At 71.1% G+C, this 24,711-nt stretch carries 19 protein-coding genes; 8 read left to right on the forward strand and 11 right to left on the reverse strand.

What is annotated here, in order from left to right:
* Window positions 1-174: 174 nt before the first annotated feature.
* Both KALB_RS31105 and KALB_RS31110 read right to left on the reverse strand, forming a co-directional pair.
* Entirely contained in the window at window positions 175-4,329 is a 4,155-nt protein-coding gene (locus KALB_RS31105; RefSeq protein WP_081789993.1) for a GH92 family glycosyl hydrolase, read from the reverse strand.
* A gap of 118 nt (window positions 4,330-4,447) precedes the next feature.
* Window positions 4,448-5,458, reverse strand: coding sequence for a hypothetical protein (locus KALB_RS31110; protein ID WP_148309724.1), 1,011 nt, complete (start codon window positions 5,456-5,458; stop codon window positions 4,448-4,450).
* Window positions 5,459-5,532: 74 nt separating this feature from the next.
* On the opposite strand from KALB_RS31110, the gene KALB_RS31115 reads away from it, so the two are divergent.
* Window positions 5,533-6,048: an HAD domain-containing protein gene (locus tag KALB_RS31115; protein WP_148309725.1), complete on the forward strand. Its 516-nt coding sequence runs from the start codon at window positions 5,533-5,535 to the stop codon at window positions 6,046-6,048.
* A 189-nt stretch (window positions 6,049-6,237) separates the two neighbouring features.
* Here the strand turns inward: KALB_RS31115 and KALB_RS31120 are convergent, their stop codons facing one another.
* Genes KALB_RS31120 through KALB_RS31130 form a run of 3 tightly spaced genes read right to left on the reverse strand, consistent with a single transcriptional unit; the run spans window position 6,238 to window position 9,685 of the window.
* The gene (locus tag KALB_RS31120; protein ID WP_025359589.1) at window positions 6,238-7,080 is read right to left on the reverse strand and encodes an isocitrate lyase/PEP mutase family protein; all 843 of its coding nucleotides are present in this window, start codon (window positions 7,078-7,080) and stop codon (window positions 6,238-6,240) included.
* A complete protein-coding gene (locus KALB_RS31125; RefSeq protein WP_025359590.1) occupies window positions 7,077-8,192 on the reverse strand; it encodes a bifunctional 2-methylcitrate synthase/citrate synthase in 1,116 nt (371 codons plus the stop codon). The genes KALB_RS31120 and KALB_RS31125 overlap by 4 nt, the downstream gene beginning before the upstream one ends.
* An 11-nt stretch (window positions 8,193-8,203) precedes the next feature.
* Complete coding sequence (locus tag KALB_RS31130) at window positions 8,204-9,685, reverse strand: MmgE/PrpD family protein (protein WP_025359591.1); 1,482 nt, start codon at window positions 9,683-9,685, stop codon at window positions 8,204-8,206.
* Between the two features lie 137 nt (window positions 9,686-9,822).
* On the opposite strand from KALB_RS31130, the gene KALB_RS31135 reads away from it, so the two are divergent.
* Both KALB_RS31135 and KALB_RS31140 read left to right on the forward strand, forming a co-directional pair.
* Window positions 9,823-11,229 carry a short-chain fatty acyl-CoA regulator family protein gene (locus KALB_RS31135; RefSeq protein ID WP_025359592.1) on the forward strand — a complete coding sequence of 469 codons (1,407 nt, stop codon included), beginning with the start codon at window positions 9,823-9,825 and terminating at the stop codon, window positions 11,227-11,229.
* A gap of 88 nt (window positions 11,230-11,317) precedes the next feature.
* Window positions 11,318-12,085: a hypothetical protein gene (locus KALB_RS31140; RefSeq protein WP_025359593.1), complete on the forward strand. Its 768-nt coding sequence runs from the start codon at window positions 11,318-11,320 to the stop codon at window positions 12,083-12,085.
* Here the strand turns inward: KALB_RS31140 and KALB_RS31145 are convergent.
* On the reverse strand, window positions 12,058-12,993 hold the full coding sequence (locus KALB_RS31145) for an RluA family pseudouridine synthase (protein WP_025359594.1): 936 nt from the start codon (window positions 12,991-12,993) through the stop codon (window positions 12,058-12,060). The genes KALB_RS31140 and KALB_RS31145 overlap by 28 nt on opposite strands.
* A gap of 10 nt (window positions 12,994-13,003) precedes the next feature.
* Entirely contained in the window at window positions 13,004-14,974 is a 1,971-nt protein-coding gene (locus tag KALB_RS31150; protein ID WP_042222781.1) for a multicopper oxidase family protein, read from the reverse strand.
* A gap of 275 nt (window positions 14,975-15,249) precedes the next feature.
* On the opposite strand from KALB_RS31150, the gene KALB_RS31155 reads away from it, so the two are divergent.
* Genes KALB_RS31155 through KALB_RS31165 form a run of 3 tightly spaced genes read left to right on the forward strand, consistent with a single transcriptional unit; the run spans window position 15,250 to window position 17,950 of the window.
* A complete protein-coding gene (locus tag KALB_RS31155) occupies window positions 15,250-15,585 on the forward strand; it encodes a PadR family transcriptional regulator (protein WP_042220989.1) in 336 nt (111 codons plus the stop codon).
* Window positions 15,582-16,799 carry a 5'-methylthioadenosine/S-adenosylhomocysteine nucleosidase family protein gene (locus KALB_RS44445; protein ID WP_025359597.1) on the forward strand — a complete coding sequence of 406 codons (1,218 nt, stop codon included), beginning with the start codon at window positions 15,582-15,584 and terminating at the stop codon, window positions 16,797-16,799. Before KALB_RS31155 ends, KALB_RS44445 begins: the two co-directional genes overlap by 4 nt.
* Entirely contained in the window at window positions 16,796-17,950 is a 1,155-nt protein-coding gene (locus KALB_RS31165; protein WP_025359598.1) for an adenylate/guanylate cyclase domain-containing protein, read from the forward strand. Before KALB_RS44445 ends, KALB_RS31165 begins: the two co-directional genes overlap by 4 nt.
* A gap of 6 nt (window positions 17,951-17,956) precedes the next feature.
* Here the strand turns inward: KALB_RS31165 and KALB_RS31170 are convergent, their stop codons facing one another.
* Window positions 17,957-18,784, reverse strand: coding sequence for an enoyl-CoA hydratase/isomerase family protein (locus KALB_RS31170; RefSeq protein ID WP_025359599.1), 828 nt, complete (start codon window positions 18,782-18,784; stop codon window positions 17,957-17,959).
* A gap of 189 nt (window positions 18,785-18,973) precedes the next feature.
* Between KALB_RS31170 and KALB_RS31175 the strand changes: the two genes are divergently transcribed.
* The gene (locus KALB_RS31175; RefSeq protein ID WP_025359600.1) at window positions 18,974-19,516 is read left to right on the forward strand and encodes a snapalysin family zinc-dependent metalloprotease; all 543 of its coding nucleotides are present in this window, start codon (window positions 18,974-18,976) and stop codon (window positions 19,514-19,516) included.
* Window positions 19,517-19,597: 81 nt separating this feature from the next.
* On the opposite strand, the gene KALB_RS31180 is transcribed toward KALB_RS31175, so the two are convergent.
* The 3 genes from KALB_RS31180 to KALB_RS31190 all read right to left on the reverse strand — a co-directional run bounded on the left by KALB_RS31180 (window position 19,598) and on the right by KALB_RS31190 (window position 22,968).
* Window positions 19,598-21,034: a carboxylesterase/lipase family protein gene (locus tag KALB_RS31180; RefSeq protein WP_025359601.1), complete on the reverse strand. Its 1,437-nt coding sequence runs from the start codon at window positions 21,032-21,034 to the stop codon at window positions 19,598-19,600.
* A gap of 1 nt (window position 21,035) precedes the next feature.
* Entirely contained in the window at window positions 21,036-21,983 is a 948-nt protein-coding gene (locus tag KALB_RS31185; protein ID WP_025359602.1) for a catalase family peroxidase, read from the reverse strand.
* Between the two features lie 121 nt (window positions 21,984-22,104).
* A complete protein-coding gene (locus KALB_RS31190; protein ID WP_025359603.1) occupies window positions 22,105-22,968 on the reverse strand; it encodes a class I SAM-dependent methyltransferase in 864 nt (287 codons plus the stop codon).
* Between the two features lie 316 nt (window positions 22,969-23,284).
* Between KALB_RS31190 and KALB_RS31195 the strand changes: the two genes are divergently transcribed.
* Window positions 23,285-24,499, forward strand: coding sequence for a PucR family transcriptional regulator (locus KALB_RS31195; protein ID WP_030110963.1), 1,215 nt, complete (start codon window positions 23,285-23,287; stop codon window positions 24,497-24,499).
* Window positions 24,500-24,711 lie beyond the last annotated feature (212 nt).

Here is a 24,711-nt window from a genome sequence, read left to right on the forward strand (position 1 = left end):
GGACTCTCGGCCCTCAGAACGGGACTCGCGCACCTGTAGACGGGACTCGCGGTCCTGCGGCCGGGACTCGCGGTCCTGAGAGCGGGACTCGCGCACGGCTGGACGGGACTCGCGCGCCGGTGGGCGGGACTCGCGGTGTGCGGACACCGCGTGTCCCGCCCACAGGTCAGGGGGTCAGTGCACGAGCAGTGGGCCGTCGATCGTGGCGCTGCCCACCTCCACCTCGGTCCTGGCACCGGTGATCGCCACCGGCCCGGACACGTGCGTGCCCAGCAGCACCACCGAGTCGGCGCCGGTCGCGGCGAGCGGGCCACTGATCGTGCCGCCGCTGGCGTACAGGGCGGCGCCCTGTTCGACCACCACCGGGCCGTTGATCTCCGCGTCGCGCAGGCAGGTCACCCCGGAGATCCGAAGTGGACCGTCGTGCCTGCCGGTGATCGTCGTGGTGCAGGCCGGGTCCGGCTTGGCCAGGAACTCCACTTCGGACAGTGCGAGGTTGCCGCCGCTGCTCGCGGTGACCTCCAGCCGGTAGTAGCTGTACCGCCCCGGCTTGTCGATCGCGAACGGCCGGGTCTGCTGGCGTGCGGCGAAGCTCTGGCCGGACCGCTGGTCGATCGTGGTCCAGGTCTTGCCGTCGTAGGAACCCTTGAGCTGCCAGGCAGTCGGGTCGGCGCCCTGCGCGGCCGAGGTCAGCGTGTAGTAGCTGATCCGCTCCTTGCCACCGGTGGGCTGGAACTGCACCCACGGCGTGGCGCTGTCGAAGCCCACCTGGGTCCTGGATGTGTTGTCGAACAACGCCTTCACGTCCACCGGGCCGGTCGCGATGCCCGCCGTGTCGCGCAGCGGACGCGGCACGTCACTGCCCTGGGTGAGCGAGGGCGGGGCGTCCTGCGCGCCGGTGCCCCAGCGCGAGGGGTTGGGCCCCATGTCGAAGTCCAGCGTGCCGCCCTTGGCGATCAGCTCGTGCGGCAGGTACGTCTTGTCGTAGGACTTGCCGTTCAGCCGCAGGCCCTGCACGTACACGTTGCGCTGGCTGTTCTTCGGTGCGTTGATCACCAGGTCGTGGCCGCCCTCCAGGTGCACGGTGGCCTTGGTGAACAGGGGCGAGCCGATGGCGTAGTTCCCGCTGCCCATCTGCAACGGGTAGAAGCCCAGCGCGCCGAAGACCTGCCACGCGGACATCTCGCCGTTGTCCTCGTCACCGGGGTAGCCCTGGCCGATCTCGCTGCCCAGGTACAGCCGGGACTCGATCTCGCGCACCTTCTCCTGGGTCTTCCACGGCTGGCCCGCGTAGTCGTACATGTACGCGATGTGGTGCGAGGGCTGGTTGCTGTGCCCGTACTGGCCCATCCGCACGTCCCTGGCCTCGATCATCTCGTGGATGGTCCCGCCGTAGGAGCCGGGGAACTTGGCCGTTTCCGGAGTGCTGAAGAACTTGTCCAGCTTGGCGGCCAGCTTGTCCTTGCCCCCGTACAGGTTGGCCAGGCCCTGGCCGTCCTGCGGCACGGAGAAGGCCATGTTCCAGCCGTCGGTCTCGGTGTAGTCCCCGCCCCACTCGCGCGGGTCGTAGTCCTTGGCCGCCGAACGCCAGCTGCCGTCGGGGTTGCGGCCCTGGAAGAAGCCGATCGACGGGTCGAACAGGTTCACGTAGTTCTGCGCGCGGTTGCGGAAGTACTCGTAGTTGTCCTGGTACTCCTTGCGGCGCGGATCGTTCGGCTTGGCCTTGTCCAGCAGCGCCTTGGACATCATGGCGATGCCGTAGTCGTTGACGTAGCCCTCCATCGCCCAGGACATGCCCTCGTCGGTGGAGGTGGGCGTGTAGCCGAGGAAGATCGAGCTGTCCAGCCCCTTGCGGCCGACGTTGGCGTTGGGCGGGGCCACGGTGGCGTTCTTGACCGCGGCGTCATAGGCCGCCTGCACGTCGAACCCGGGAACGCCCTTGACGAACGCGTCGGCGAAGGCCACGTCGGAGCTGGTGCCGGTCATCAGGTTCGCGTAACCGGGCGAGGACCAGCGGGAGACCCAGCCCCCGTCCTTGTACTGCTGCACGAACCCGTTGATCATCTCACCGGCCTTGCTCGGGGTGAGCAGGTCGTAGGCGGGCCAGGTGGTGCGGTAGGTGTCCCAGAACCCGTTGTTGACGAACACCTTGCCGTCCACGATCTTCGCCCCGGTGCTGGTCGGCGTGTTCTGGCCGACCGCGGGCGAGACGGGGCTGGCGTAGCGGTACACCGGCTTGTTCGCGGTACCGGTGTTCTCGTAACCCGAGTTGGGGTACAGGAAGAGCCGGTACAGGTTGGAGTACAGCGTCACCCGCTGGTCCTCGCTGGCACCCTGCACCTCGATCACGTGCAGCGCGTCGTCCCAGGCCTTCTGCGCGCGGGCCCGGACCGTGTCGAAGGTGTCGGCGGCCGAGACCTCCTGCTCCAGGTTGCGCTTGGCCTGTTCGGTGCTCAGCAGCGAGGTCGCGATGCGCATCGTGACGGTCTTGCTCGCCGAGGTGTCGAACCCCACGTAGCCGGTGACGTTGTCCCTGCCGGTGCCGGTGAGCTTGGCGCCCGCCTTGACCGGCTTGTCGAACACGGCGTACACGAACAACCGAGTGGCCCCTGTGGACAGTCCACTCTTGACATCGGAGTAGCCGGTGACCGTGCCGCTGGCCGGGTCCAGGGTCAGCCCGCCGTTGTTGTTCGCGTTGTCGAACACCAGGTTCGAGCTGTCCCCGGTGAAGGTGAACCGGAACAGGGCGGCATGGTCGGTGGGCGTGATCTCGGTGCGCATACCGTTGTCGAAGTTCACGCCGTAGTAGTCGGGCTGCGCGGTCTCGTTCTCGTGGCGGAACGGCAGCGCCCTGGCCACCCGGTCGGCACTGGGCGTGCCGCCGGTGGGCATCACCTGGAAGGTCTGCCGGTCCCCCATCCACGGGCTGGGCTCGTGGCTGACGGTGAACGCCTGCACGGTGGGCAGGTTCTGCGCGTTGTTGCCCTTGGCGTATTCGTAGAGCCAACTGCCCGAGGAGGCGTTGGTCATCGGGGTCCAGAAGTTGAACCCGTGCGGCACGGCCGTGGCCGGGAAGTTGTTGCCGCGGGAGAAACTGCCGCTGGCATTGGTGCCTCGGGTGGTGCTGACGTACTCGGACAGGTGCGTGCGCGCCTTGTCCACCGGGTTGCCGGTGATCGTGATGTCGTCGACCCAGCCGCTGAAGTCCCCCGGCCCGGTCGGCTTGTCGTAGCCGATCAGGATGCGCTTGACCCGCTTGCCCGCGGCGACGGCGCCAATCGTGGACTGCAGGTGGTTCCACTGGTTGGTGTACAGGGACTTCGACTCGCCCTGGCCCTGCGGGGAGAGCACGAAGCCGTGCTGGTCGCGGGCGCCGAGCTGGCTGAGGTACGTGCCGTCGTCGAAGGCCAGGTCCACCGCGGCGTAGGTGCTGGTGTAGTTGAGGTCGTCACCGATCAGCTCGGGGAAGATCTCGTAGGACAGCCTGCTCTGCGCGGTGACCGGCAGGTCCACGTCGAAGACCTTGTTGTACGAGTAGGCGTGCCCGTTGACCAGGTGGCTGCCCGCGTAGCGGAACGCCTTGAGCCCGGTGAAACCCACCCCGGCCTTGGCGTTGTAGCCACCGCTTGGGCCCTTGCCCGGGTAGCTGCGCATGTTCGGCGGCACGGGGCTGGTGCCCACGTCCTTGAGCAGCTGCACCTCGGCGAGCTGGTCGATCGGGCCGCCGTTGTTCAGCGTGATGTCCAGCCGGTAGTACTGGTAGGCCGTGGTGTTGCCCAGCTGGTAGGTCTTGGTCTGCTGGCGACCGGTGAACTGCTCGCCGGAGCGGGTGTCCAGTGCGGTCCAGTTCTGACCGTCCTGGGAGGCCTTGAGGGTCCAGTCCTTCGGGTCACGCTCGGGCGCGTCGTTGGCGGAGATCAGCCCGTAGCGCACCACGGCGACCGGCTCGGAGAGCTTGAACTGCACCCAGGAGGTGCTCGCGAAGTCCAGCCACTTGGTGTTGGGGTTGCCGTCGACGAGGTTCTCCTTGACCTCGCCGCCCGCGGTGTTCTCCCCGCTGGCCTTGATCTCGACAACCTTGTCGGTGACATTGCCGGGCACGGTGCTGGCGTCGGCCCCGTTGACCCCGGCGGCCTTCGGCCGGTCCGAGGCGTCGGTCTCCACGGTGTCGGTCCAGGACGGCTGCGTGTCCCCGGCCTCGAAGGAGGACGCGAAGTCCGTCTTGCCCGCTGGTGCGGCCAGGGCCGTGGCGGGGGATGCCGCCACGAACCCGGCCAGTAGTGCGGTCACGACGGTCGCGCCGACCGTCCGTCTCCTGCTCAGAAGCATCATTGCCCCAGGTCCTCCACGTCCGGCTACGACCTGCGCGACAGCACAGCCCGGCTGTGACATCGATGTCAAGAACCTGGTGCCAACTTGTCCCGAGACCTGTCCGTACAGCTCGGGATCAGCCGCAGCGCCAGCTGTACGGGTGCGCCTTGCGGTTGTCGTCGTAGCGGGCCCCGCCGACCACCCCGTCCTCGCCGACCACGCCCGGGTAGTCGTGCTTGAGGTCGCCGAAGGTGGACACGAACGCGCCCTGGTTCCAGACCCCGTAGCCGGTGCCGTCGTGGTCGTTGCCGCCGTGCGCCTCGTCCACCCGGCCGGTGATCAGCCCGTTGCGGTTGATCGCGAAGCCGGAGTAGCCGGTGTAGGTGCTGTAGCTGGAGTTCGGCAACACGTGCACCGCCAACTGCTGGTCCCAGTACAGGCCGACCGGCTTGCCGTTGTAGTCCCCCACGCCGACCACTCGCCCGTTGGAGATGTCCTGCGGGTCAATCCCGGTCAGCCCCGGCAGGGTGCCCAGCTTCTTCGACACGCCGCCGCGCACCACCGCCGTGCTGGTCAGCGCCGCCCCGTCGTGGTCGATGGCCACCGGGTTGGCCACTCCCGGCACCTGCTCCACCGTGCCCGGCTTGTCCGCGGGCCAGCGCAGCCCGATCGTCGGCTCGGCGGTCCTCTTCGAGGCCCAGCCGTAGATGTCCCCGTTGTCCGCGATCTGGTTGGCCGAGGCGTAGGCGTAGTCCTGGAACTGCGGCAGGAACTCCACCTTCTTGCCTGGCACGGCGCGGATCGCCTTGCTCAGGTACGCCATGTAGCTGAACCTCGACGTGCCCACCACAGTGCCGGACTTGTCGATCGCCTGCGGGCTCGACGCGTACCCCGCGTCCGGCTTGCCGTAGTCGGTGTACGCGCCGTTGCGCCAGGCGACCAGGTGCGTCACCGAGGTCGGCACGGTGGTCAGCACCCCGTACCCCGCCAGCGTGCCCGCCCCGTTCGTGGCCGTCACCGACCCGTTCTGGCTGTTCGGCAGGCTCAATGCCGTGCCCTGCCAGGTACAGGCCGCCGCCGCGTGCGCCTGCACGGGGCAGGTCATCGCTCCGGCCAACAACGCCGTGATCAGCAAACTACGCCTCATCCCGGTCCCTCCCTCGTAGTGCCGTGATTCGGTCATAGCGGATCTGGGGCCGGGAAATCCCTATGATCGGCGGAGTGGACGCGTTGTTGCTGCTCGACGTGGACGGCCCGCTCAACCCGTGGGCTGCCAAGCAGGGCTCGCACCCGCCGGGGTACGTCGAACACAGGATCCGGCTGTCCTGGTGGAGCAGGCGCAGGCCACTGGTGCTGTGGCTCAACCCGGAGCACGGCGCGCAGTTGGTGGCGTTGAGCGAGCGCACCGGCCTGCGCCTGGCGTGGGCGAGCACCTGGGAACACAGGGCGAACACGATGATCGGCCCGTTCATCGGTCTGCCGAACCTGCCGGTCATCGAATTCGCCGCACACCCCGACCAGTCCGCCTGGAAGTACCCGGCCGTGCAGCACTACGCGGCAGGCCGCCCGCTGGCGTGGCTGGACGACGACTTCGACCTGTACCCGGCGGCACGGGACCGGTTCCTCGCCGATCGGGCCCGCGACGGGCTGGCCACCGAGCTCGTCCAGGTGGACCGGCACACCGGGATCACCGCCGAGCACCTCAGTGCGGTCGAAGCGTGGTGCGGAGGGCTGTGACGACGTGTCGCGGGCGTCGCACGCCCTTCACGAGGTCCAACGTCGTGAAGGGCACCTTCATGGCACCGCCGAGACACGCTGCGAAAGGACCATTCGCTGCGTTCAGCGCAGTGAAAGCCACCTTCGCGGCGGTCGTGGCAGGCGCACAACGTCGTGAAAGGCACCTTCAGGACATCAGCAGTGGGCCCCTCAACCCCCCAGGTACTCGCTGGTCCGCACGATCTGCTCGCGCTCGGCGAAGGTGGTCAGCTCGGACAGCACCGCGGAGCTGTCCCCGTCGGCGAGGATCGCCCGCAGGGTGCGCTGGCAGGCGGCGATGGCGGCGCGCTGGAGGTCGGATGGGATGATCACCAGCCGGTAGCCCAGCTCGGCGAGGCGCTGCCTGGGCACGACCGGGGTCTTGCCCCCGGCGAACATGTTGATCAGCTTCGGCTGCGGGATGGCCTCGGCGACGGCCTCGATCTGCGCCACGCTCTCCGGGGCCTCGACGAAGATCATGTCGGCGCCGGCAGCCAGGTACGCCCTGGCCCGGTCCAGCGCGGAGTCCAGCCCCTCCACGGCGATCGCGTCGGTGCGGGCGATCACCACGAAGTCCGGGTCGGTGCGCGCGTCGAGCATGGCGCGGATCTTCAGGGTCATCTCCGCCACGGGCACCAGCGACTTGTCGTCCAGGTGGCCGCAGCGCTTGGGGAAGGTCTGGTCCTCCACGTGCAGCCCGGCCATGCCGATGCGCTCGTAGGTGCGGATCGTGCGCACGGCGTTGACCTCGTTGCCGAAGCCGGTGTCCGCGTCGGCGATGATCGGCAGCGTGGTGACCTCGGCCAGCTGCGCCAGCCGGTCGGCCACCTCGGTGAAGCTGAGCAGCCCGATGTCGGGCACCCCGCAGCTGCGGGCGATGGCCCCGCCACTGGCGTAGACCAGCTCGAACCCGGCCTGCTCGACCAGGCGGGTGGTCAGACCGTCGAAGGCGCCGGGGGCCAGGTGCGTGCCCTCCCCCTCGATCATGCGGCGCAGGGCGGTGGTGGGCTTCATGCGATGAACTCCCGTTGGGCGGACCCGGTGTAGAGGCTGGACGGCCGGATCAGGCTATTCGCGGCGAGCTGCTCGGTGATGTGCGCGGTCCAGCCGGTGATCCGCGCCGCGACGAAGATCGGCGTGAAGACCGGCGTGTCGAACCCCATCAGGTGGTAGGCCGGACCGGCCGGGTAGTCCAGGTTCGGGTGCAGGCCCTTGGCCGCGAACACGGCCCCGGCCAGGGACTCGTACAGGTCGAGCAGCCGCTGACCGTCGCGCAGCTCGGCGACGGTCCGCAGGGCCGCGCGCATCGTGGGCACACGGGAGTCACCGTTCTTGTAGACGCGGTGGCCGAAACCCATGATCGTCCGCTTGGCGGCCAGTGCCCGCGCCACCCACTCCTGCGCGCGGTCGGCGGTGCCGATCTCCTCGAAGGCCGCCATCACGGCCTCGTTGGCGCCGCCGTGCAGCGGGCCCTTGAGCGCGCCGATGGCAGCGGTGATCGCGCTGTACAGGTCGGACAGGGTGGAGGTGACCACCCGTGAGGTGAACGTGGAGGCGTTGAAGCTGTGCTCGGCGTAGAGCACCAGCGAGATCTCGAAGGCGCGCACCACCTCCGGCTCGGGAACCGCACCGAAGGTCATGGCCAGGAAGTTCTCCGCGAAGCCGAGGTCGAGGCGTGGCGGGAGCGGCAGCAGGCCCCGGCGGCGGCGCTGGGTCAGCGCGACGATCGAGGGCAGCGCACCGAACAGCCGCAACGCCTTGGCGTGGTTGGCCTCCGGTGAGTTCTCGTCCTCGTGCGGGTCGTTGGCGCCGAGGATGCTGACGGCGGTGCGCAGGGTGTCCATCGGGTGCGCGGTCGCGGGCAGGTGCAGCAGGGTGGACACCAGGTCGGCGGGCAGTTCGCGGTGTGCGCGCTCGACGGCGTTCTGCTCGGCGAGCTGGGCCGGGGTGGGCAGCTCGCCGTGCCAGAGCAGGTGGGCTACCTCCTCGAACCGGCAGTGCGCGGCGAGGTCCTGCACGGGATAACCCCGGTAGGTCAACGAGTTCGTCTCGGGATTGACCATGGAGATGCCCGTCGTGTCGACGACGACCCCCGTCAGTCCCTTGTGGACGGTCTTGGTGGACATGGCCCCGCTCCTCAGAAGATGCCGCGCGTGGCGGGTTCGGGCAGGTCGGTGGCGGGCAGCGCCAGCCCGGCGAGCTCGGTCGCGGTGAGCTGGTCGAGCCGGGTCACCGCCGCCAGGAACCGGTCCTGCGCCTCGGCGGCGATCACCCCGTCGGCCAGTGCCCGGAACTTGCCCACGTACTGTTCGCGCCCGAACGGCCTGGCGCCCGCCGGGTGCGCGTCGGCCACGGCGATCTCCTCGGTGAGCACGGTGCCGTCCACCAGTTCCACCTCGACCCGGCCGCCGAACGCGGGCTCGGCGGCGTGGTAACGGCGGGTCCACTCCGGGTCCTCCACCGTGCTGACCTTGCGCCACAGCTCGACGGTGTCCGGGCGGGTGGCCCGCGCGCGGTCGTAGGAGCGCTGGTGGTGCCAGCTCCCGTCCTGCAACGCGACCGCGAAGATGTACGGGATGGAGTGGTCCAGCGTCTCCCGGCTGGCCCGCGGGTCGTACTTCTGCGGATCACCGGCGCCGGACCCGATCACGGCGTGGGTGTGGTGGCTGGTGTGGATGACGATCCTGGCGACCTTGGCCGTGTCGCCGATCACCGGGCCGAGCCTGCGGGCGAGGTCGATCAGCGCCTGGCTCTGGTACTCGGCGGAGTGTTCCTTGGTGTAGGTGGCGAGGATGGCGCGCTTGGGCTCGCCGGGCGCGGGCAGCGGCACGCGGTAGCTGGCATCGGGGCCGCCGAGCAGCCAGGCGATGACCCCGTCCGCGCCCTCGTAGATCGGGCTCGGCGCGCCCTCGCCGCGCATCGCCCGGTCCACCGCCTCGATCGCGACCTTGCCCGCGAACGCCGGTGCGTAGGCCTTCCAGGAGGAGATCTCGCCCTTGCGCGACTGCCTGGTGGTGGTCGTGGTGTGCAGTGCCTGGCCGATCGCCTGGTACACCGTCGCGGTGTCCAGCCCGAGCAGCGCGCCCAGGCCCGCCGCCACCGAGGGCCCGAGGTGCGCGATGTGGTCGATCCTGTGCTCGTGCAGGCAGATCCCGCGCACGAGGTCGACCTGCACCTCGTAGCCCGTGGCGATCGCGCGCACCAGGTCGGCGCCGGTGCGCCCGGTGTGCTGGGCCACCGCGAGGATCGGCGGGATGTTGTCGCCGGGGTGTGAGTAGTCCGCGGCGAGGAACGTGTCGTGGTAGTCCAGTTCGCGCACGGCGACACCGTTTGCCCAGGCCGCCCACTCCGGCGCGAACCGGCCGGTGGCGCCGAACACGGTGGCCCCGGGCGTGCCGGGGTGGCGCAGCGCCTGGTCGCGGGCCGCCAGCACCGGGCCCCTGCGCAGCGAGGCAGCGGCCACCGCGGCGTTGTCGATCACCCGGTTGACCACCATCTCGGTGACCTCGGCGGGCACCGGCACGGGATCGGTCGCCACCTCGGCCAGCTTCCAGGCGAGCTGCCGCTCGCGGGGCAGGGATTCGGCCGAGGCGTACGCGCGGACGATGTGCTCGATCATGACCTTCCCTCGGTCTGGTGAACGTTGTGACGCTGCGATCAACCCTGGCACCGCGCGGGCTTGCTTGCCACAGGCCAGGTCTGTCACGTGTTGTGAAACATCGGGCCAAGGTTGTGAAGGTTGTTAACATCGGGTTCGTGGAGAAGACCTACGCGGGCGGTCGGTTGCGCGAGCTCCGGGAGGGTCGGTCGATGAGCCAGGCCGACCTGGCGCGCCTGCTGGAGATCTCGCCGAGCTACGTCAGCCAGCTCGAGCACAACACCCGTCCGCTGACCCTGCCGGTGCTGCTGCGGCTGACCGCGGCCTTCGGCGTGGACGCCGAGTTCTTCGCCGCGCAGGACACCGCGCGCCTGGTGGCCGACGTGCGCGAGGTGTTCGCCGACGACCTCCTCGGGGCGGCGATCTCCCAGGGCGAGCTGGACGAGCTGACCACGAACCTGCCCGGGGTGGCGCGAACGCTGGTCGGGCTGCACCGCCGGTACCGCGAGGCGACCGAGAACGTGCTCGCGCTGGTGGCCGAGCACGGCCTGGACCGGACCGCGGCCCAGCTGCCACACGAGGAGATCCGCGACTACTTCTACCAGCGGCGCAACTACGTGGCCGAGCTCGACGAGCCCGCCGAGCGACTGGCCGTGCAGCTGCGGTTGCGGCCCGGCGAGGTACGCAGCGGCCTGGCCGCCGGGCTCGCCGCACGCCACGGGGTCACCGTGACGACCGAGGGCATCGAGCCCGGCTCCGACCTGCACCGCTACGACCCGCAGCGGCGCGTGCTGTCGGTCTCGCCCACGCTGCGGCCGGGGCAGGCGGCCTTCCGGCTGGCCTCGCAGCTGGCCCTGTTCGAGGCCGGGCCGGTGATCGACCGACTGGCGGCCGAGGGGCCGTTCAGCGGGGACACCGCGCGCGGACTGGCCAGGATCGGGCTGGCCAACTACTTCGCGGGCGCGCTCGTGTTGCCCTACCGGCGTTTCCTCGGTGTGGCCGAACGCTTCCGCTACGACATCGCCCGGCTGTGCGATCACTTCGGCGTCGGCTTCGAGACCGTCTGCCACCGGCTGTCCACCCTGCAACGCCGGGGCGCCCGCGGCGTGCCGTTCTCCTTCGTCCGGGTGGACCGCGCGGGCAACATCTCCAAGCGCCAGTCGGCCACGGGGTTCCACTTCTCCCGCGTCGGCGGCTCATGTCCACTGTGGACCGTCTACGAGGCGTTCAGCGCGCCGGGCCGGACCCTGACCCAGATCGCCGAACTGCCCGACGGCAAGAAGTACTTCTGGATCGCGCGCACGGTCTTCCGCGGGGTCGGCGCGCACGGCAGTCCCGGCAAGACCTTCGCGATCGGCCTGGGCTGCGAGCTGCGGCACGCCCGCAGGCTCGTCTACTCCGACGGGCTCGCGCTCGGCGAGGGCGCCGCCGTCACCCCGATCGGCATGGGCTGCAAGGTCTGCGAGCGGCCGGCCTGCCCCCAGCGGGCGTTCCCGGTGATCGGCAAGCCGCTGCGGGTGGACGAGAACAGCAGCACGCTGGTGCCCTACCCGCCTGCGGAGTGAGCGGGTGTCATGAAAGTGCCGTATGCGACATCTGATGTCGCATACGGCACTTTCATGACATGGGGCGGGGCAGGCTAGGGTGTGCGCGGTGATCACCGTGGAGTTGCACCGGGACACCGCGGCCGAGCTGCGGCTGGCCCGTGAGATGTTCGCACTGATCGGCGCCGAGTTCTCCGAGGACGACTCGGATCTGGACTCGGAGGCGCTGGGCTACGTCGCCGCCCGTGATGAGGCGGAACTGCTCGGCTTCGCGCGTCTGCTGGCCGCCGACACCGACGAGGACCTGACCCTGGTCGACGTGTCCCTGGTCAGTCGCACCAGGCGCATGCTGGAGGGCACCTCGCACGTGACGGACCCGCACGAGGCCGAGGTCGTCACGGCGTTGCTGCGGGCCGCCGCCGAACTGGGCCCGATCGAGTGGCACGGCACGGACCGCAGCCCGGAGGGTGCCGCCGCGCGGGCACTGGGCGCGAGCGCGCACGAGGAGATCGGCCGTCACTGGGGCAGCACGGACCTGGCCGCCTGGCAGCCGCCCGCCGGGCTGGTCGCGGCGCCGACCCAGTTGCTGGTCGAGGACGAGCTGCTCACGGTGGAGTCCAGGCAGGTGCAGCTCACGGCGCTGGTGCGGGACACGACGGCACTGGTGGAGTACCCGGAGCACGAGGGCGCCGCCCCCGCGGAGCTGGCGGCCGTGCTCGCCGCGCTGATCGAGCGGCTGCGCGCCGAGCACTCCGAGGTCACCGAGCTGGCCGTGCGCGAGTTCGACGACGCCGAACTGGCCAAGGCCGCCGAGCTGGCTGGCCTGCACGTGGTGGAGCGCTGGCTGACCTACCGGTCGGCGGCCCAGCCCGCGTAGTCGGTCCAGGACCGCAACACGGCACGGCTTTCGAACCGGCGCGGCCGACCGCTGACCGGGTCGGTGAAGGCCAGCACCTTGGCCAGCAGTTGCAGGGGCCGGGTGAAGTCGTCCAGGGGCTTCTCGGTGAGCACCGGGTAGAAGTCGTCACCCAGGATGGGCAGGCCCAGGCCGCTCATGTGCAGGCGCAGCTGGTGGGTTCGGCCGGTGGCGGGCAGCAGCCGGTACCGGCCCAGCCCGTCCCGGTGCTCCATCAGCTCGACCCGGCTCTCCGCGTTCGGCTCACCGGGCAGTTCCTGGGCGGTGATCACCCCGCGCTCCTTGACGATCCTGCTGCGCACCACGCGCGGCAGGTCCAGCTCGGGGTCGTACCGGGCGATCGCCTCGTACTCCTTGTGCACCAGGCGGTCCCGGAACAGGTTCTGGTACGCCCCGCGCCGCTCCCGCCGGACCACGAACATCACCAGCCCCGCGGTGACCCGGTCCAGCCGGTGCGCCGGGCTCAGGTCGGGCAGGTCCAGTTCCTGGCGCAGCCGCACCAGCGCGGTCTGCGCGATGTGCTGCCCGCGCGGGATCGTCGCCAGGAAGTGCGGCTTGTCCACCACGAGCAGGTCCTCGTCCCGGTGCACCACGCCGATCTCGAACGGGACCTCGGTCTCCACCGGCAGGTCCCGGTGGAACCACACGAAGGAGTTCGGCACGAACGGGGCGGTCGGCGCCAGCGGCCCGTTCTGGTCGACGATCCGCCCCTCGGCCAGCATCTGCCCGATCCGCTCGGGGTCCACCCTGGGCAGCCGCTCCACCAGGTGCTCGTGCACGGTGGCCCACGGCCCCTGCGCTGGCATGCGCATCCGCACCGGGTCCAGCCCGTACCGCTGCGGCAGCGGGGGCCTGAGCTTGCGTCTCATCGCGAGCAGCCTAACCCGGGACGACCTGGACAGGCCGCATCATCTCGTTGTCCTCGTGACCCAGGACGTGGCAGTGCAGGACGTAGCGGCCGGGCAGGTCGAAACGTGCCGCCACCCTGGTGGACTCCCGCGGGTAGACGATCACGGTGTCCTTGCGGCCGGTCTCCCAGTGCTCCGGCGGCCGGGTCGCGCCGCCGAGGGTGCACCGGCCGAGGACCTGGAACTGCACCTGGTGGAGGTGGATCGGGTGGGCGTCGTTGGTGAAATTGGTCAGCTCCCAGACCTGGGTGGCGTTGACCGTGGGGAACTCGGTGACGGCCGCCTCCCAGCCAAGCGGCTCGGCGGTCCCGTCCGCCCTGACGGTGCCGAGCATCATGCGCACCGGTACCTGCGGGGAGTAGCGGGAAGTCGTCTCGTTGAGCGAGATCCGCCAGGTTCGTTCGGCCGCGCCCAGCGGTCCCGCGGCGGGCAGGCTCAACTGTGCCGGGTCCACGGTGGTGTCCCGCGAACCCAGTGGTACCACCACGAACTTCATCACCTGGCCGGAGGTGGCCGGATCGGCCGGCATGGCCCCCACGGGCCCGGCGAACAGCCGGTCGGGGCCCTCATTGATCAGGTACAGCTCACTGCCGACGGGGACACCGGTGAAGTCGACGATCAGGTCGGCGCGTTCGGCCGGGGCACACAGCACCTGCCCCAGACGCACCGGCTTGGTCAGGAAGCCGCCGTCCGAACCGATCTGCCACCAGGTCAGCGCCGGTGGCACCGGCCTGGCGGCGAGCGGGTTGGCGACGATCTTGAGCAGCAGGGTGCGCGCGTTGCAGGCGTTGAGCAACCGGAACCGGTAGCGGCGGGGTTCGACCGTCAGCACCGGCCAGCAGCGGCCGTTGACCACCATCGTGTCGCCGAAGGAGGTCGGTGTCCACAGTGGAGGAACGTCGCCGAACGGCACGAACCGCACGTCCGCCGGGATGCCGCCGGCGAGTCCGCACGTCGGCGGGAAGCAGATCGAGCCGTCGGGTGCGAAGGAGCGGTCCTGGACCACCAGCGCGATCTCGTGGCGGCCGGCGGGCAGCACTCCGGCCGGGAGATCGTGCCGGCCGCCGCGAACGACATAGCAGCCGACCAGCCCGGCATGGATGTTCAACCTGGCCATCCCCAGCGCGTGGTCGTGGTACCACAACATGCACGCGGGCTGGTCGTTGCCGTACTGGAAGACGGCGGTCCCGGGACGCCAACGCGCGCGGAAGCGTTCCGCCGCCAGGAAGCGGTGCTGGTCGTAGTACGTGCCAGCTCTCGCGTACCCGGTCGGGACGTCCCGCGCGTTCGGCAGGTACCAGGCGGAGGGGTAGCCGTCGCTGTCCTCGGTGCTGTGCCCGCCGTGCAGGTGGGTGACGATCGGCACCGGCCCCTGGTAGCCCGACGGGGTCGCGGTGAACGTGGGGCGGCTGTCCCGGCCTTCCGGACCGCCGGGCGGGTTGGCCCAGTGCAGGGTCTGGTCGACCGGGAACAGGTGCGGAAGGTAGCGCCCGTTGTCGTCGAGGAGGTGGTTGACCCAGTTGACGCGCACGGGCCGACCGCAGCGCGCCTCGATGGTGAAACCCGGACTGTGCCACGTCTTCGGGGTCTCGACGGCTCCGTAACCCCACACGGTGGTACCGGGAAAGCCCTCGGGGAGCACCTGTTGCCTGAACTGCCGCACACTGATCGTGTAGACGTCGAGGTCGTGGGTCGTCCAGGACGGGGGCATCACGGGCAGGACTGGCAACAGGCTGACGTACTTGGGGATTGTCGCCGGGTCGAGCACCCCGCTGCCGGTGCAGGTCGCGGGAGGCGGTGGTGGCGTGGCGGTGGAGGGAGCGCCGAAGGACATCGCAGCGGCGACGACGCCGCCCAGTCTCGTGGCCCTGAGCAGGGATCTCCTGCCGAGTCGGCCGGCAGCGGCACCGTCGGCGGGCGGTGACCGATCGGGTTCATCCATGGCGTCCACTCGCTCCCCTGTCTCACGGGCTGATCGCTGAACCACCAGCTTGTGTCCTCGGGCGGCGTTGACTCAGTACGCACGGCACACGTCTCGCGTTCGACCGGATCCCGTTCTGCCCGTGCGCCTTGGCGACCAGCGGAGCGGGTGTCGAACCGGCCGCCGAGGGCATGGCGGAGACCGGATTTCCACCCAGTGATATCGATTCCGGAATCGATACCGTCCACTAATATTCCACCCATTCGCCCTATCTCTACATAGATAGAATTGAGCCCATGGGGACTCGAATTCGGCTGACCAGGGCGACCCGTGCGGTGGTGCGGGCGCTGGTGCACGAGCAGGAGTGCTACGGACTGGAGATCATCCAGAGCACTCGCCTGGCCAGCGGGACGGTCTACCCGATACTGGCGCGCCTGGAGCGCCAGGGCTGCCTGCACAGCCGGTGGGAGACCGACGAGGTGCAGGCCAGGGGTCCCCGGCGACGGTTCTACCGACTCACCCCGCTCGGGCTGGCGCTGGCCAGGTCGGTGGCGGGGGCGGGCGGGGTCGAACGGGGGGTCGGGACCGGCGGTGCGCCGGTACGACCGGCACTGGGAGGTGCAGGGGGTTGAGGGGACCACGGGAGGGCGGCCCGCAACGGCTGTGCGAGTGGGCGGCCAGGCGGCTGGAGCCGGAACTGGCGCGGCGCTACCGGGAGGAGTGGCTGGCCGATCTGTCCTTCATGGACAGTCCGGTCGCGCGCTGGCACTACGCGCTGTGCCTGCTGGCCACGGCGCACCGGATGCGCGCGCCGAGGCCGCACAGCGAGCCGCGCACGACGCTGCGCTGGGTGCTGGACGGGCTGGGGCTGTTGGGGGTGGGCAGCATGGTGGCGCTGAAGGTGGCACCGAACCAGTCGATCGTGCCGCTGTTCCTGCTGACCATCCCGTTCGTGATCCGGCTCGGGGTCAACCTGCCCGGGGCGGCGGGCCGCTTCCTGGTGAACACCGCGCTGGAGATCAACCACTTCCGCCGCCCCGCCCTGCCGCCCGCGGTGCGGCGCCACCCCGAGCAGGAGATCACGCCGCCCGACCACGTGGCGGTGATCATCACAGCGCTGGAGGTCGAGCAGCGCGCGGTTCGCGCGCACCTGGAGACCCCGGCCGAGGACCTGGTGACCGTGCCGGTGCGCGGAACCCTCTACGAGGTGGGCAGGTTCGGCTCGTGGACGGTCGCCGTGGCGCAGGTGGGCGCGGGCAACACCACCGCGGGCATCCACCTGGAACGTGCCATGTGGACGTTCAACCCGGAGGTCGTGCTGTTCGTGGGCGTCGCGGGCGGTCTGCGCGAGGTGCGCCTTGGCGACGTCGTGGTGGCCGACCTGGTGCTGGACTACGAGAGCGCCAAGGAGGTCGACGGCGCGTACCTGCCGAGGATCCACAGCCAGCCCGCCCCGCACCGACTGGTGCAGCGGGCGCAGGCCGTCGCCCGCAACGAGCACTGGCAGCAGCGGATCGCCCCTGGCTCGCCCGCGGCCGACCCGGTGGCCCTGGTGCGGCCGATCGCCGCGGGCAGCAAGGTGGTCGCCGACGACCACGCGCGCACCGCGGAGCTGCTGCGCAGGCTGTGCAGCGAGGCGGTGGCCGTGGAGATGGAGGGCTTCGGCTTCCTCCAGGGCGCGCACCTCAACGGCGGGGTGGACGCGGCCGTGGTGCGCGGGGTGTCGGACCTGTTGTCGGACAAGGACAGCGCGCACGACCAGTGCTGGCAACCGGTGGCGGCGGGCAACGCGGCGGCCTTCGCCTTCGAGCTGCTGGACAGCCTCAGCGGAGTCGCGGTCCGGTGAGCGCGGCGGGTTTCCAGGCCGGGACCACCTACGAGAACGTCTACCTGCTGTTCGTGGACGCCGCGGGCTCCTCCACGATCCTGGCGTCCAACCCGCGCGACCAGGCGGTACGGGCCTTCGACCTGGTGCAGCGGCGCGCACTGTCCCGTGTGGAGGGTCGCTGCGCGCGGGCCGGGGTGTGGAGCTGGCGCGGGGACGGCGGTTTCCTGGTGGTGCACGACGAGGAGGAGAGCACGGCGCTGCACGTGGCGCTGACCGCGGGCATCGGGCTGCTCACCGAGGACCTGCCCGAGCTGCGCGAGGAGTTCGCGCGCATCGGCGTGCGCGGGGAACTGCACCTGCGCATCGCCCTGCACAAGGCGACGATCTCCTACCCCGGCGGGGACACCGGCTCGGTGCACTCCCCCGAGATCGACTTCGCGGCGCACCTGGAGGAGGCCAGCCCGCCGGACTGCCTGGCCATCTCCGATGCCGTGTACCGGGTCGCCGGCGCGCTGGCCGAGGGCTTCGAGGCGGTGGGCGGCTTCGAGGGCAGGCCCGTGCACCTGCTCAGCACCGGCCCGGCGGGCGAGGCGCGACGCGCGTGGCTGACCACCTCGGGGCTGGCCCAGGGCACGCTGGTGCACGCCTACCCGGAACGCCCGAGCCAGCAGCAGAAGGCTCGGCTGGTCGACACCGCCAGCGAGGTGATCGACCTGGGCACCGCGCTGAACACCTGCGCCAGCTTCCTGACCACCACCGAGCGGCCCGCCCTCTACCGGGAGGCGGTGCTGCGGCTGCTGGCCAGGGGCGGCACGTACCGCTGCGTGCTGCTGGACCCGGACTGCCCGGCCACCAAGGCGATCGGCGAGCTGCGCGGGGAGGACCTGGCCGCCAAGATCCACGGGTCGCTGGCGCGCTTCGCCCGGTTCCGGCGCCGCCACGGGGCCGAGGGCCTGCACGTCTACCACACGACGGTGTTCCCCGGCTTCGCCGCGCTGGCCGCCGACCTGGAGCTGATCCTGTACTCGCCGTACCTGCTGGGCACCGGCACCCCGGTGGAGCGCGCGGACATGCCGCACTACCTGCTCACGCCCACGGCGGGACGGCTGTTCACCGACGTGCGCTCCACCGTGGCCGAGATCGTCGGGGACCTGCGGCGGGTGCTGTGAGGGCGGTCAGGCGGGCGCGCCGTCGGCGTCCAGCTTGGGCCAGCCGATCTCGCTGAAGTCGGCGGTCCGCTTGGCCACGAAGGCGGTGACGCCCTCGGTGTACTCGGCGCTGCGGTAGGAGGCGGCGTACCAGCGCTCGGCCCACTGGTCGGCCTCCGCCGTGCCCTCGACCACGCGGTTGACCAGGGCCTTGGCCCCGGCCACGGTGATCGGCGCACGCTGGGCGATCAGCCGGGCCAGCGCCAGCGCCGCCTCGGCGGCCTGCTCGCGTGGGTGCACCTGCTGCACCAGGCCGATGCGCAGCGCGGTCTGGGCGTCCAACAGCTCGCCGGTGAACAGGATGTACTTGGCCCACGCGGCGCCCACGGCGGTGACCACCTGCGCGGTGGACACCTGGTTGTAGACCAGGCCGAGCTTGGCCGGGGTGATGCCGAACCGGGCCGACTCGTCGGCCACCCGCAGGTCACAGGCCAGCGCCAGCTCGCAGCCCCCGCCGACGCACCAGCCCTGGACCAGTGCGATGGTGGGCTTGCTCAACTCCGCGATGGCCCGCTCCGCGGCGTGCACGGTGGCCGAGTACGCCGAGGCGGCCTCCTCACCGCGACGGACCGTGCCGAACTCACCGATGTCGGCCCCCGCGGAGAACGGCCCGTCACCGGCACCGCGCACGAGCAGCACGCGGACCTCCGGCGCGGACTCCACGGCCCGCGCCACGGCGGGCAGTGCGGCCCACATGCGCAGGGCGAACGCATTGCGCTTGTCCGGCCGGTCAATTGTCAGCGTGGCCACCGGGCCGTCGACTGACAGGGACAGCTCAGCGGGCAGCTCGATCATTCCCGCAAGTTACCGCGCGGTCACCACCCCGGCCCGCCAAGATGTGACGACACTCCCACCGCGAAGTAGTCAACCGTCAAGACGCTCCTCCTTTCGTATGTGGCCGAACGAATAAGCCGCTGCGAATCTGTCCTCCTTCCACGCGAGACGACAGCCCTGTCGAGTTCGCTTCCGCAGAGGGAGAAGATGATGTCCGCACGACCGATTGGTCGCGTTGTGCTGGGGCTTGCCGCGGTGCTGCTGCCGCTGGCCGGTGCCCAGGTGTTCACCGCGACCGCCGCCGAGGCGGCCACCACGCAGGCCGTGACCCTGTACTACGACTCCAGCGACGCCCCCGACTACCAGTCGCAGGCCGACCAGGCCGCCGCCAACTGGAACGGGGTCGTGCACAACGTGCAGCTCTCCTCGGGCGGCAGTGCCACGATCCTCATCCACGAGGTGACCGGCGGCGGCTCGTACACGCAGACCGACGGCCACGGGCACGGCGACATCTACATCGACGTGCAGCAGGTCAACGAGGGCAACGACCCCACCCGGATCCTGGCCCACGAGATGGGCCACAACCTCGGGCTGCCCGACCACTACGAGGGCCCCTGCTCGGAGATCATGTCCGGGCACGGACCGGGCACGTCCTGCAAGAACGCCATGCCCAACGCGCAGGAGGCGGCCCAGGTGGACCAGAACTTCGCCAACGGCTTCACCCCGGCGCTGGCGAGTCACCTGTACCGCTGAGGCCCTGGTTCGCACCGGCTTGCCATGAAAGTGCCGTTGCTGGCGTTGGGTGCCACGAACGGCACTTTCATGGCATCGGCCTCAGCGGTACCAGGTCCCCGACGGCCAGGTGAGCCCGTCCCAGGCCGCGCGACGTAGCGCGCCCGGGTCCTCGGCGACGTGCGGTTTGGCGTCGAGGACCCGGGTCGCCCGCCGGGACGGCTCGTAGCGGGCCCAGTCGCAGCGGCCGGTCCGCACGAACCGGCCGAACTGCTCGCTGGCGGCACGCAGCAGCCCGGCGGTGTCCGGGTCCGGGTGGTGCAGGCCGCCGACCGCCCAGTGGAACGGCACGTCGGTGCCGTGCCCGGCGGCCATGCCCGCGGGCAGCCAGGGCGCGGCCCCGTCGAAGCGGTACCGCCAGGCCGGGGCGTGCGCGCTCTGGCCGTCCAGCAGGCGGACCGTGGGAACGCCGTACCGCTCGTCGGTCATCACCCCGAGCAGATCCCCCTCGTAGACGGCCAACAGCCGCTGGGCGCGGTCGGCGCCGAACGCCTCGGTGAGCACGGCCGGGGCGCGGTCGGCGCAGCGCGGGTCCAGCACCTGGAACGTGTTCGCCTCGTGCGCGGTGGTCCCGGCCAGCAGCGCGACCCCCGGCGCGGATCCGGCGGCGATCCGCCGGGCGGGCAGGTCGGGCAGGACCACGCCGTCCACGGTCGGCCGCCACCGCCACAGCCCGGTGGGCAGGCTCGACAGCTGCTGCTGGGCGGCGACCAGCTCCGCCGCGGGCACCTCGCCGACCCGCTCGGGGCCGATCCCGAGCAGGGCGCAGAACCGGTCCGCCCACTCGGCGCTGACCTGCTGGGTCGCCACGTGATCGCCGCCGCCGCTGATCGACACCGCGCGGGTGAACAGCCCGCTGGCCAGCGGGGCCGCCAACAGGGTCGCGACGGCCTTGGCGCCCGCGGAGACCCCGGCCACGGTGACCTGCGCCGGGTCCCCGCCGAAGGCGCCGATCGAGTCGCGGACCCAGCCCAGGGCGGCGATCTGGTCCAGCACCCCGCAGTTGGCGGATTCGCCGCCCAGGTTGAGGAATCCGAACGCGCCGAGCCGGTAGTTGACCGTCACCACGACCAGGTCGTGTTCGCGGACCAGGGTCTCGCCGTCACCGATCCCCTCCGGGCCGGAGCCGGTGCTGTAGCCGCCGCCGTGCAGCCACACCAGCACCGGGCGCGGGGCGCTCGCCGGGCGGGCCGGGGCGCACACGTTGAGGTACAGGCAGTCCTCGCTGGTCAGGTCCGGGTCGTCGCTGTGCGCGGGTCGACGGGGCGGCACCACACGGAACAGCGGCGGCGGTTGCGGGGCACGGGCCGCGAACTCGGTCGCCCCGCGCACACCGCTCCAGGGCGTCACCGGCCGCGGGGCGCGGTGGCGCAGTGGGCCGGTCGGCGGCTGGGCGTACGGGATGCCGCGCCAGGCACGTACCCCGTCGAACTCCACGCCGCGGACCTGGCCGTGCGGCGTGCTGATCAGGTGGGGCAACTCAGCTTCCTCGGGTGCGGCGGCTGTGGGACACGGCGTACACCTGCGCGCGGAACGCCAACATGGGGTCGTCGGACAGCTCCAGGCCGGGCACCAGCCGGGTCGGGTCGAACATGCGCTGCTCGGCCTTGGCCTGGTCCTCCACCTCGCCGGTGACCAGCAGCCTGCCCGCGGTCAGCTCGGTGCGGTCGGCGGGCCACAGCGCGGTGCAGTCGTCGGTGGCGTCCCCCGGCCCGGCGAGCTGCACGCGCAGGGTGAAGGCCACCGAGCCGTTCGCGAGCCGTTCGGCCAACTCCTCGTGCAGGTAGTTGGGCGACTTGGCGGCGGCCCGCTCGTCGGTCAGCTGCTGCACGCCCGCCTCGGGCTCCCAGCGGTAGCGCACGGCGGTGCGCTGCAACCGCCGGTTGACCCAGACGAAGGCGTGCACCGCCCAGTAGCGCAGCGTGGCGTAGCTGACCGGGATCGGCGTCTTCTTCACCGCGCGCAGCCCGCGGAAGGACTCGGCGTGCTCGGTGGCGTAGCGGCGCAGCACCTCGGGGTCGGGCGAGCCGGTGAACACGTCGGGCTCCGCGGCCTGCAGGAACTCCCACATGTCCTGCGGGGTGGCCGCCACGAACACCGGCTGGCTGACCATGACCAGGTCGGTGGACACCCCGCCGGGCAGGTGGAAGGAGACCGACAGTCCCCGGGCGGAGCGGGAGCGGTCCCAGATGTAGGGGTTGCCGCTGAAGTTGGAGAACCGCACCGTCGCGGGCACCGGGTCGACCTGCAGGTGCGCGGCCGTGGTCAGCGTGGAAACCTTTCCACTGGGCAGGAAAACACCCCGGTAACAGGCGCCCTTGGCGTGCGCCCGCCGATATCCGGGGTATAGCCCGGACACCCACTCCAGCCGGTCGACCACGTCGACGGCCAGTTGCGGGTGCACGCCGGTGGGCGGCTGCGGCGACATTCGGCCCAATCCGTTCGCTGATTCTCGCGCGGCGGCACCCCAGCGCGGGACGCCCGAACGCCCAGCCTAAGGCGCACTCACCCCGCTGCCAACTCCCCGCTCCGCGATCGGTGTATTCGAATTAGCCCGACCGGCCCGACCGCGCCACCAGATAGCTGATCGGGAAACCGAACCGGATCGGCCCCGGCCCGCCATTACGCTCGGTGATGGAGGCGGCCAGCGCGGCCTCCACCCCGGCGCGGCGGGCCGGCGGGATGGCCTCCCACACGATGCGCATGCCGTGCGACTGGGTCCAGGCGACCAGCTCACCGGCGTCGGCCGCGCATATCGGCAGGTCCTCCTCGTGCACCTCGACCTCGGCGAACCCGGCCTCGCGCAGTACCGGCACGAGGCTGCGGGCCCCGCCGAACGCGGTGTCGCGCACGAACCCGGACAGGCCGGGGTCGGCGTCCAGCACCGCGGGGTCGATGGCGGCGGCGAGCAGATCGGCGTCCAGTGGGCCGAGCCGCCAGGTGCCCAGTCCACCGGGCGGGGTCGGCGCGGTCAGACCGAGTCGGCCGCCCGGCCCCAACAGGGTCAGGTAGTTGGCGAAGGCCCTGGGCAGGTCCGGGATCATGACGATGCTCATGCTGCCCGCGACCAGGTCGAAGCTGCCCGGCGGGAACTCCGGGGCGGTGCCGTCCATCAGCCGCACGCCGACGGTGTCCAGCCCGCGCTGGGCCACCTCGGCCCCGGTGGCGGTCACCATGGCGGCGGCCAGGTCGATGCCCACCACCGACCCGGTCGGGCCGAGCTGTTCGGCCAGCGGGAACAGCACGGCGCCGCGCCCGCAGCCCACGTCCAGCGCCCGCTCGCCGGGACGCGGCGCGAGGTGTTCCAGCAACCTGCGCGCCATCGGCTTGAAGAACTCCACGCCAGTGGTGTCGTAGACCTGCGCGACGCGGTCGAAGACCCCGCCGAATACGCCCTTTCCCCCAGTGTCCACCTTCGCCTCCAGAAATGCGTACTCCCCGATGCGGACATCGCCACGCTAGCACCGCTGGTTGTCAAGGCGAACTAAGTCGAATTGGACTATCCCCGGAATGTGGTTAACCCGAACAGGTGATAAGCGGATCCCTACTCTTGCGTAACGTGATAGTTGTGTGCGCCGTGACAATGAGCAGGTGGCCGCACTGAATACCGGACCCGGACACGAGGTGGACCCCACGAGCCCCGGCACACCCGTTGAGGTCACGGCGAATCGACCGGCCCCCGGAGTCGTTGAACAGGTGGACCCTGGGGAAGGAGCGCCCGTGACCGGCATGATCGAAGCTCAGGACACCGCCACCGAGCTGTTCGAAGCCCTGCCCCGGGGCCTCGGCGCGCTGCTGCGCCCCGAGTTGGGCAGCCTGGCCGACGAGATCCTGCGCTGCCTGCAACGGCGCATCCCGGAGTACTCCACCCCGTTGGACGGTCCGTACGGGCAGAAGATCAGGGCCGGGGTCGAGTACGCCCTGCGCCAGTTCGCCGACCAGGTGAGTACCCCCGGCGCGGTGTGCGAGGACCAGGCCGAGCTGTACAAGCAGCTGGGCAGGCTGGAGGCGAAGGCGGGCCGCAGCCTGGACGCGCTGCAGGCCGCCTACCGGGTCGGCGGCCAGCTGGCCTGGCGCCGCATCACCGAGTTCGGCCAGCGCTCCCGCCTGCCCGCGCACACGATCTGGCAGCTGGGCGAGGCGGCGCTGGCCTACATCGACGGCCTGGCCGCGTTGTCGGCCGAGGGCTTCGCCGAGGTCCGCGCGAACGCCGCGGGCACCAAGCGTCGCCAGCACCGCAGACTCGTGCGCCTGCTGCTGACCGAGCAGCCCCCGCCCGCCGCCACACTGGCCGAGGTCTGCGAGCAGGTGGGCTGGACCGTGCCGAAACGGGTCAGTGTTGTTGTGCTGCAACGACTCGACCAGGGTCGGCCCGCCGAGCCGCCCGCTCCGTTGGTGGCCGACCTGGACGGCATCGAGCCGCTGGTGATCATGCCGGAGCCCGAGGAGCACCCGCTTCCCGTGGCCGGTCTGACCGGCTGGCGCGCGCTGGTCGGCCCCTCGGTGCCGCTGGCCGAGGCCGCCAAGTCCCTGCGCCAGGCCATGGCGCTGCGCGAACTGGTCCGCACCGGCATCGTGTCCGCCGAGGACGTGGTGCGCAGCGAGGACCACCTGTCCACGCTGTGGCTGCTCAGCGACGAGGTGCTGGCCAAGCAGCTGGTCGCCAAGCGGCTGGCCCCGCTGTCCGGGCTGACCGACAAGCAGTCGCACCGGCTGGGCCGAACCCTGTTGGCCTGGCTGGAAACCCGGGGCGGCGCACCGGAGATCGCGACCCGGCTGGGCATCCACCCGCAGACGGTGCGCTACCGCATGCGCCAGGTGGAGCAGCTGTTCGGTGAGCAGCTGCGCGACCCCACGGCCAGGTTCGAGCTGGAGGTCGCCCTGCGCGCCGCCGCACTGGCCGCCGGGGAGCCGACCTGCCCCGAGGACGACGAACTCGACTGACCCGCGAGTCCCGCTCTGGAGCAGCCGAGTCCCGGTCACCAGCGGCCGAGTCCCGCTCTCCCGCACGCGAGTCCCGCGCAGCCGCACGCGAGTCCCGGTCACCGGCAGTCGAGTCCCGCGCAGCCGGACACCGGACGGATCGGCCGCCGCGAGCCTGGCGGGACTCGCGGTCCAGTGAGCGGGACTCGCGGCCCTGTGGGCGGGACTCGCGG

This window comes from Kutzneria viridogrisea DSM 43870 (assembly GCF_000525635.1).
In the GTDB taxonomy this organism is placed as follows: Bacteria; Actinomycetota; Actinomycetes; order Mycobacteriales; family Pseudonocardiaceae; genus Kutzneria; species Kutzneria viridogrisea.

Excerpts from the sequence above, each read along its gene's own strand:
- KALB_RS31105 (WP_081789993.1), bottom strand. The coding sequence starts at position 4,329 with ATGCTTCTGAGCAGGAGACGGACGGTCGGCGCGACCGTCGTGACCGCA.
- KALB_RS31110 (WP_148309724.1), bottom strand. The coding sequence starts at position 5,458 with ATGAGGCGTAGTTTGCTGATCACGGCGTTGTTGGCCGGAGCGATGACC.
- KALB_RS31120 (WP_025359589.1), bottom strand. The coding sequence starts at position 7,080 with ATGAAGCCCACCACCGCCCTGCGCCGCATGATCGAGGGGGAGGGCACG.
- KALB_RS31125 (WP_025359590.1), bottom strand. The coding sequence starts at position 8,192 with ATGTCCACCAAGACCGTCCACAAGGGACTGACGGGGGTCGTCGTCGAC.
- KALB_RS31130 (WP_025359591.1), bottom strand. The coding sequence starts at position 9,685 with ATGATCGAGCACATCGTCCGCGCGTACGCCTCGGCCGAATCCCTGCCC.
- KALB_RS31145 (WP_025359594.1), bottom strand. The coding sequence starts at position 12,993 with ATGAGACGCAAGCTCAGGCCCCCGCTGCCGCAGCGGTACGGGCTGGAC.
- KALB_RS31150 (WP_042222781.1), bottom strand. The coding sequence starts at position 14,974 with ATGGATGAACCCGATCGGTCACCGCCCGCCGACGGTGCCGCTGCCGGC.
- KALB_RS31155 (WP_042220989.1), top strand. The coding sequence starts at position 15,250 with ATGGGGACTCGAATTCGGCTGACCAGGGCGACCCGTGCGGTGGTGCGG.
- KALB_RS31170 (WP_025359599.1), bottom strand. The coding sequence starts at position 18,784 with ATGATCGAGCTGCCCGCTGAGCTGTCCCTGTCAGTCGACGGCCCGGTG.
- KALB_RS31175 (WP_025359600.1), top strand. The coding sequence starts at position 18,974 with ATGTCCGCACGACCGATTGGTCGCGTTGTGCTGGGGCTTGCCGCGGTG.
- KALB_RS31185 (WP_025359602.1), bottom strand. The coding sequence starts at position 21,983 with ATGTCGCCGCAGCCGCCCACCGGCGTGCACCCGCAACTGGCCGTCGAC.
- KALB_RS31195 (WP_030110963.1), top strand. The coding sequence starts at position 23,285 with ATGATCGAAGCTCAGGACACCGCCACCGAGCTGTTCGAAGCCCTGCCC.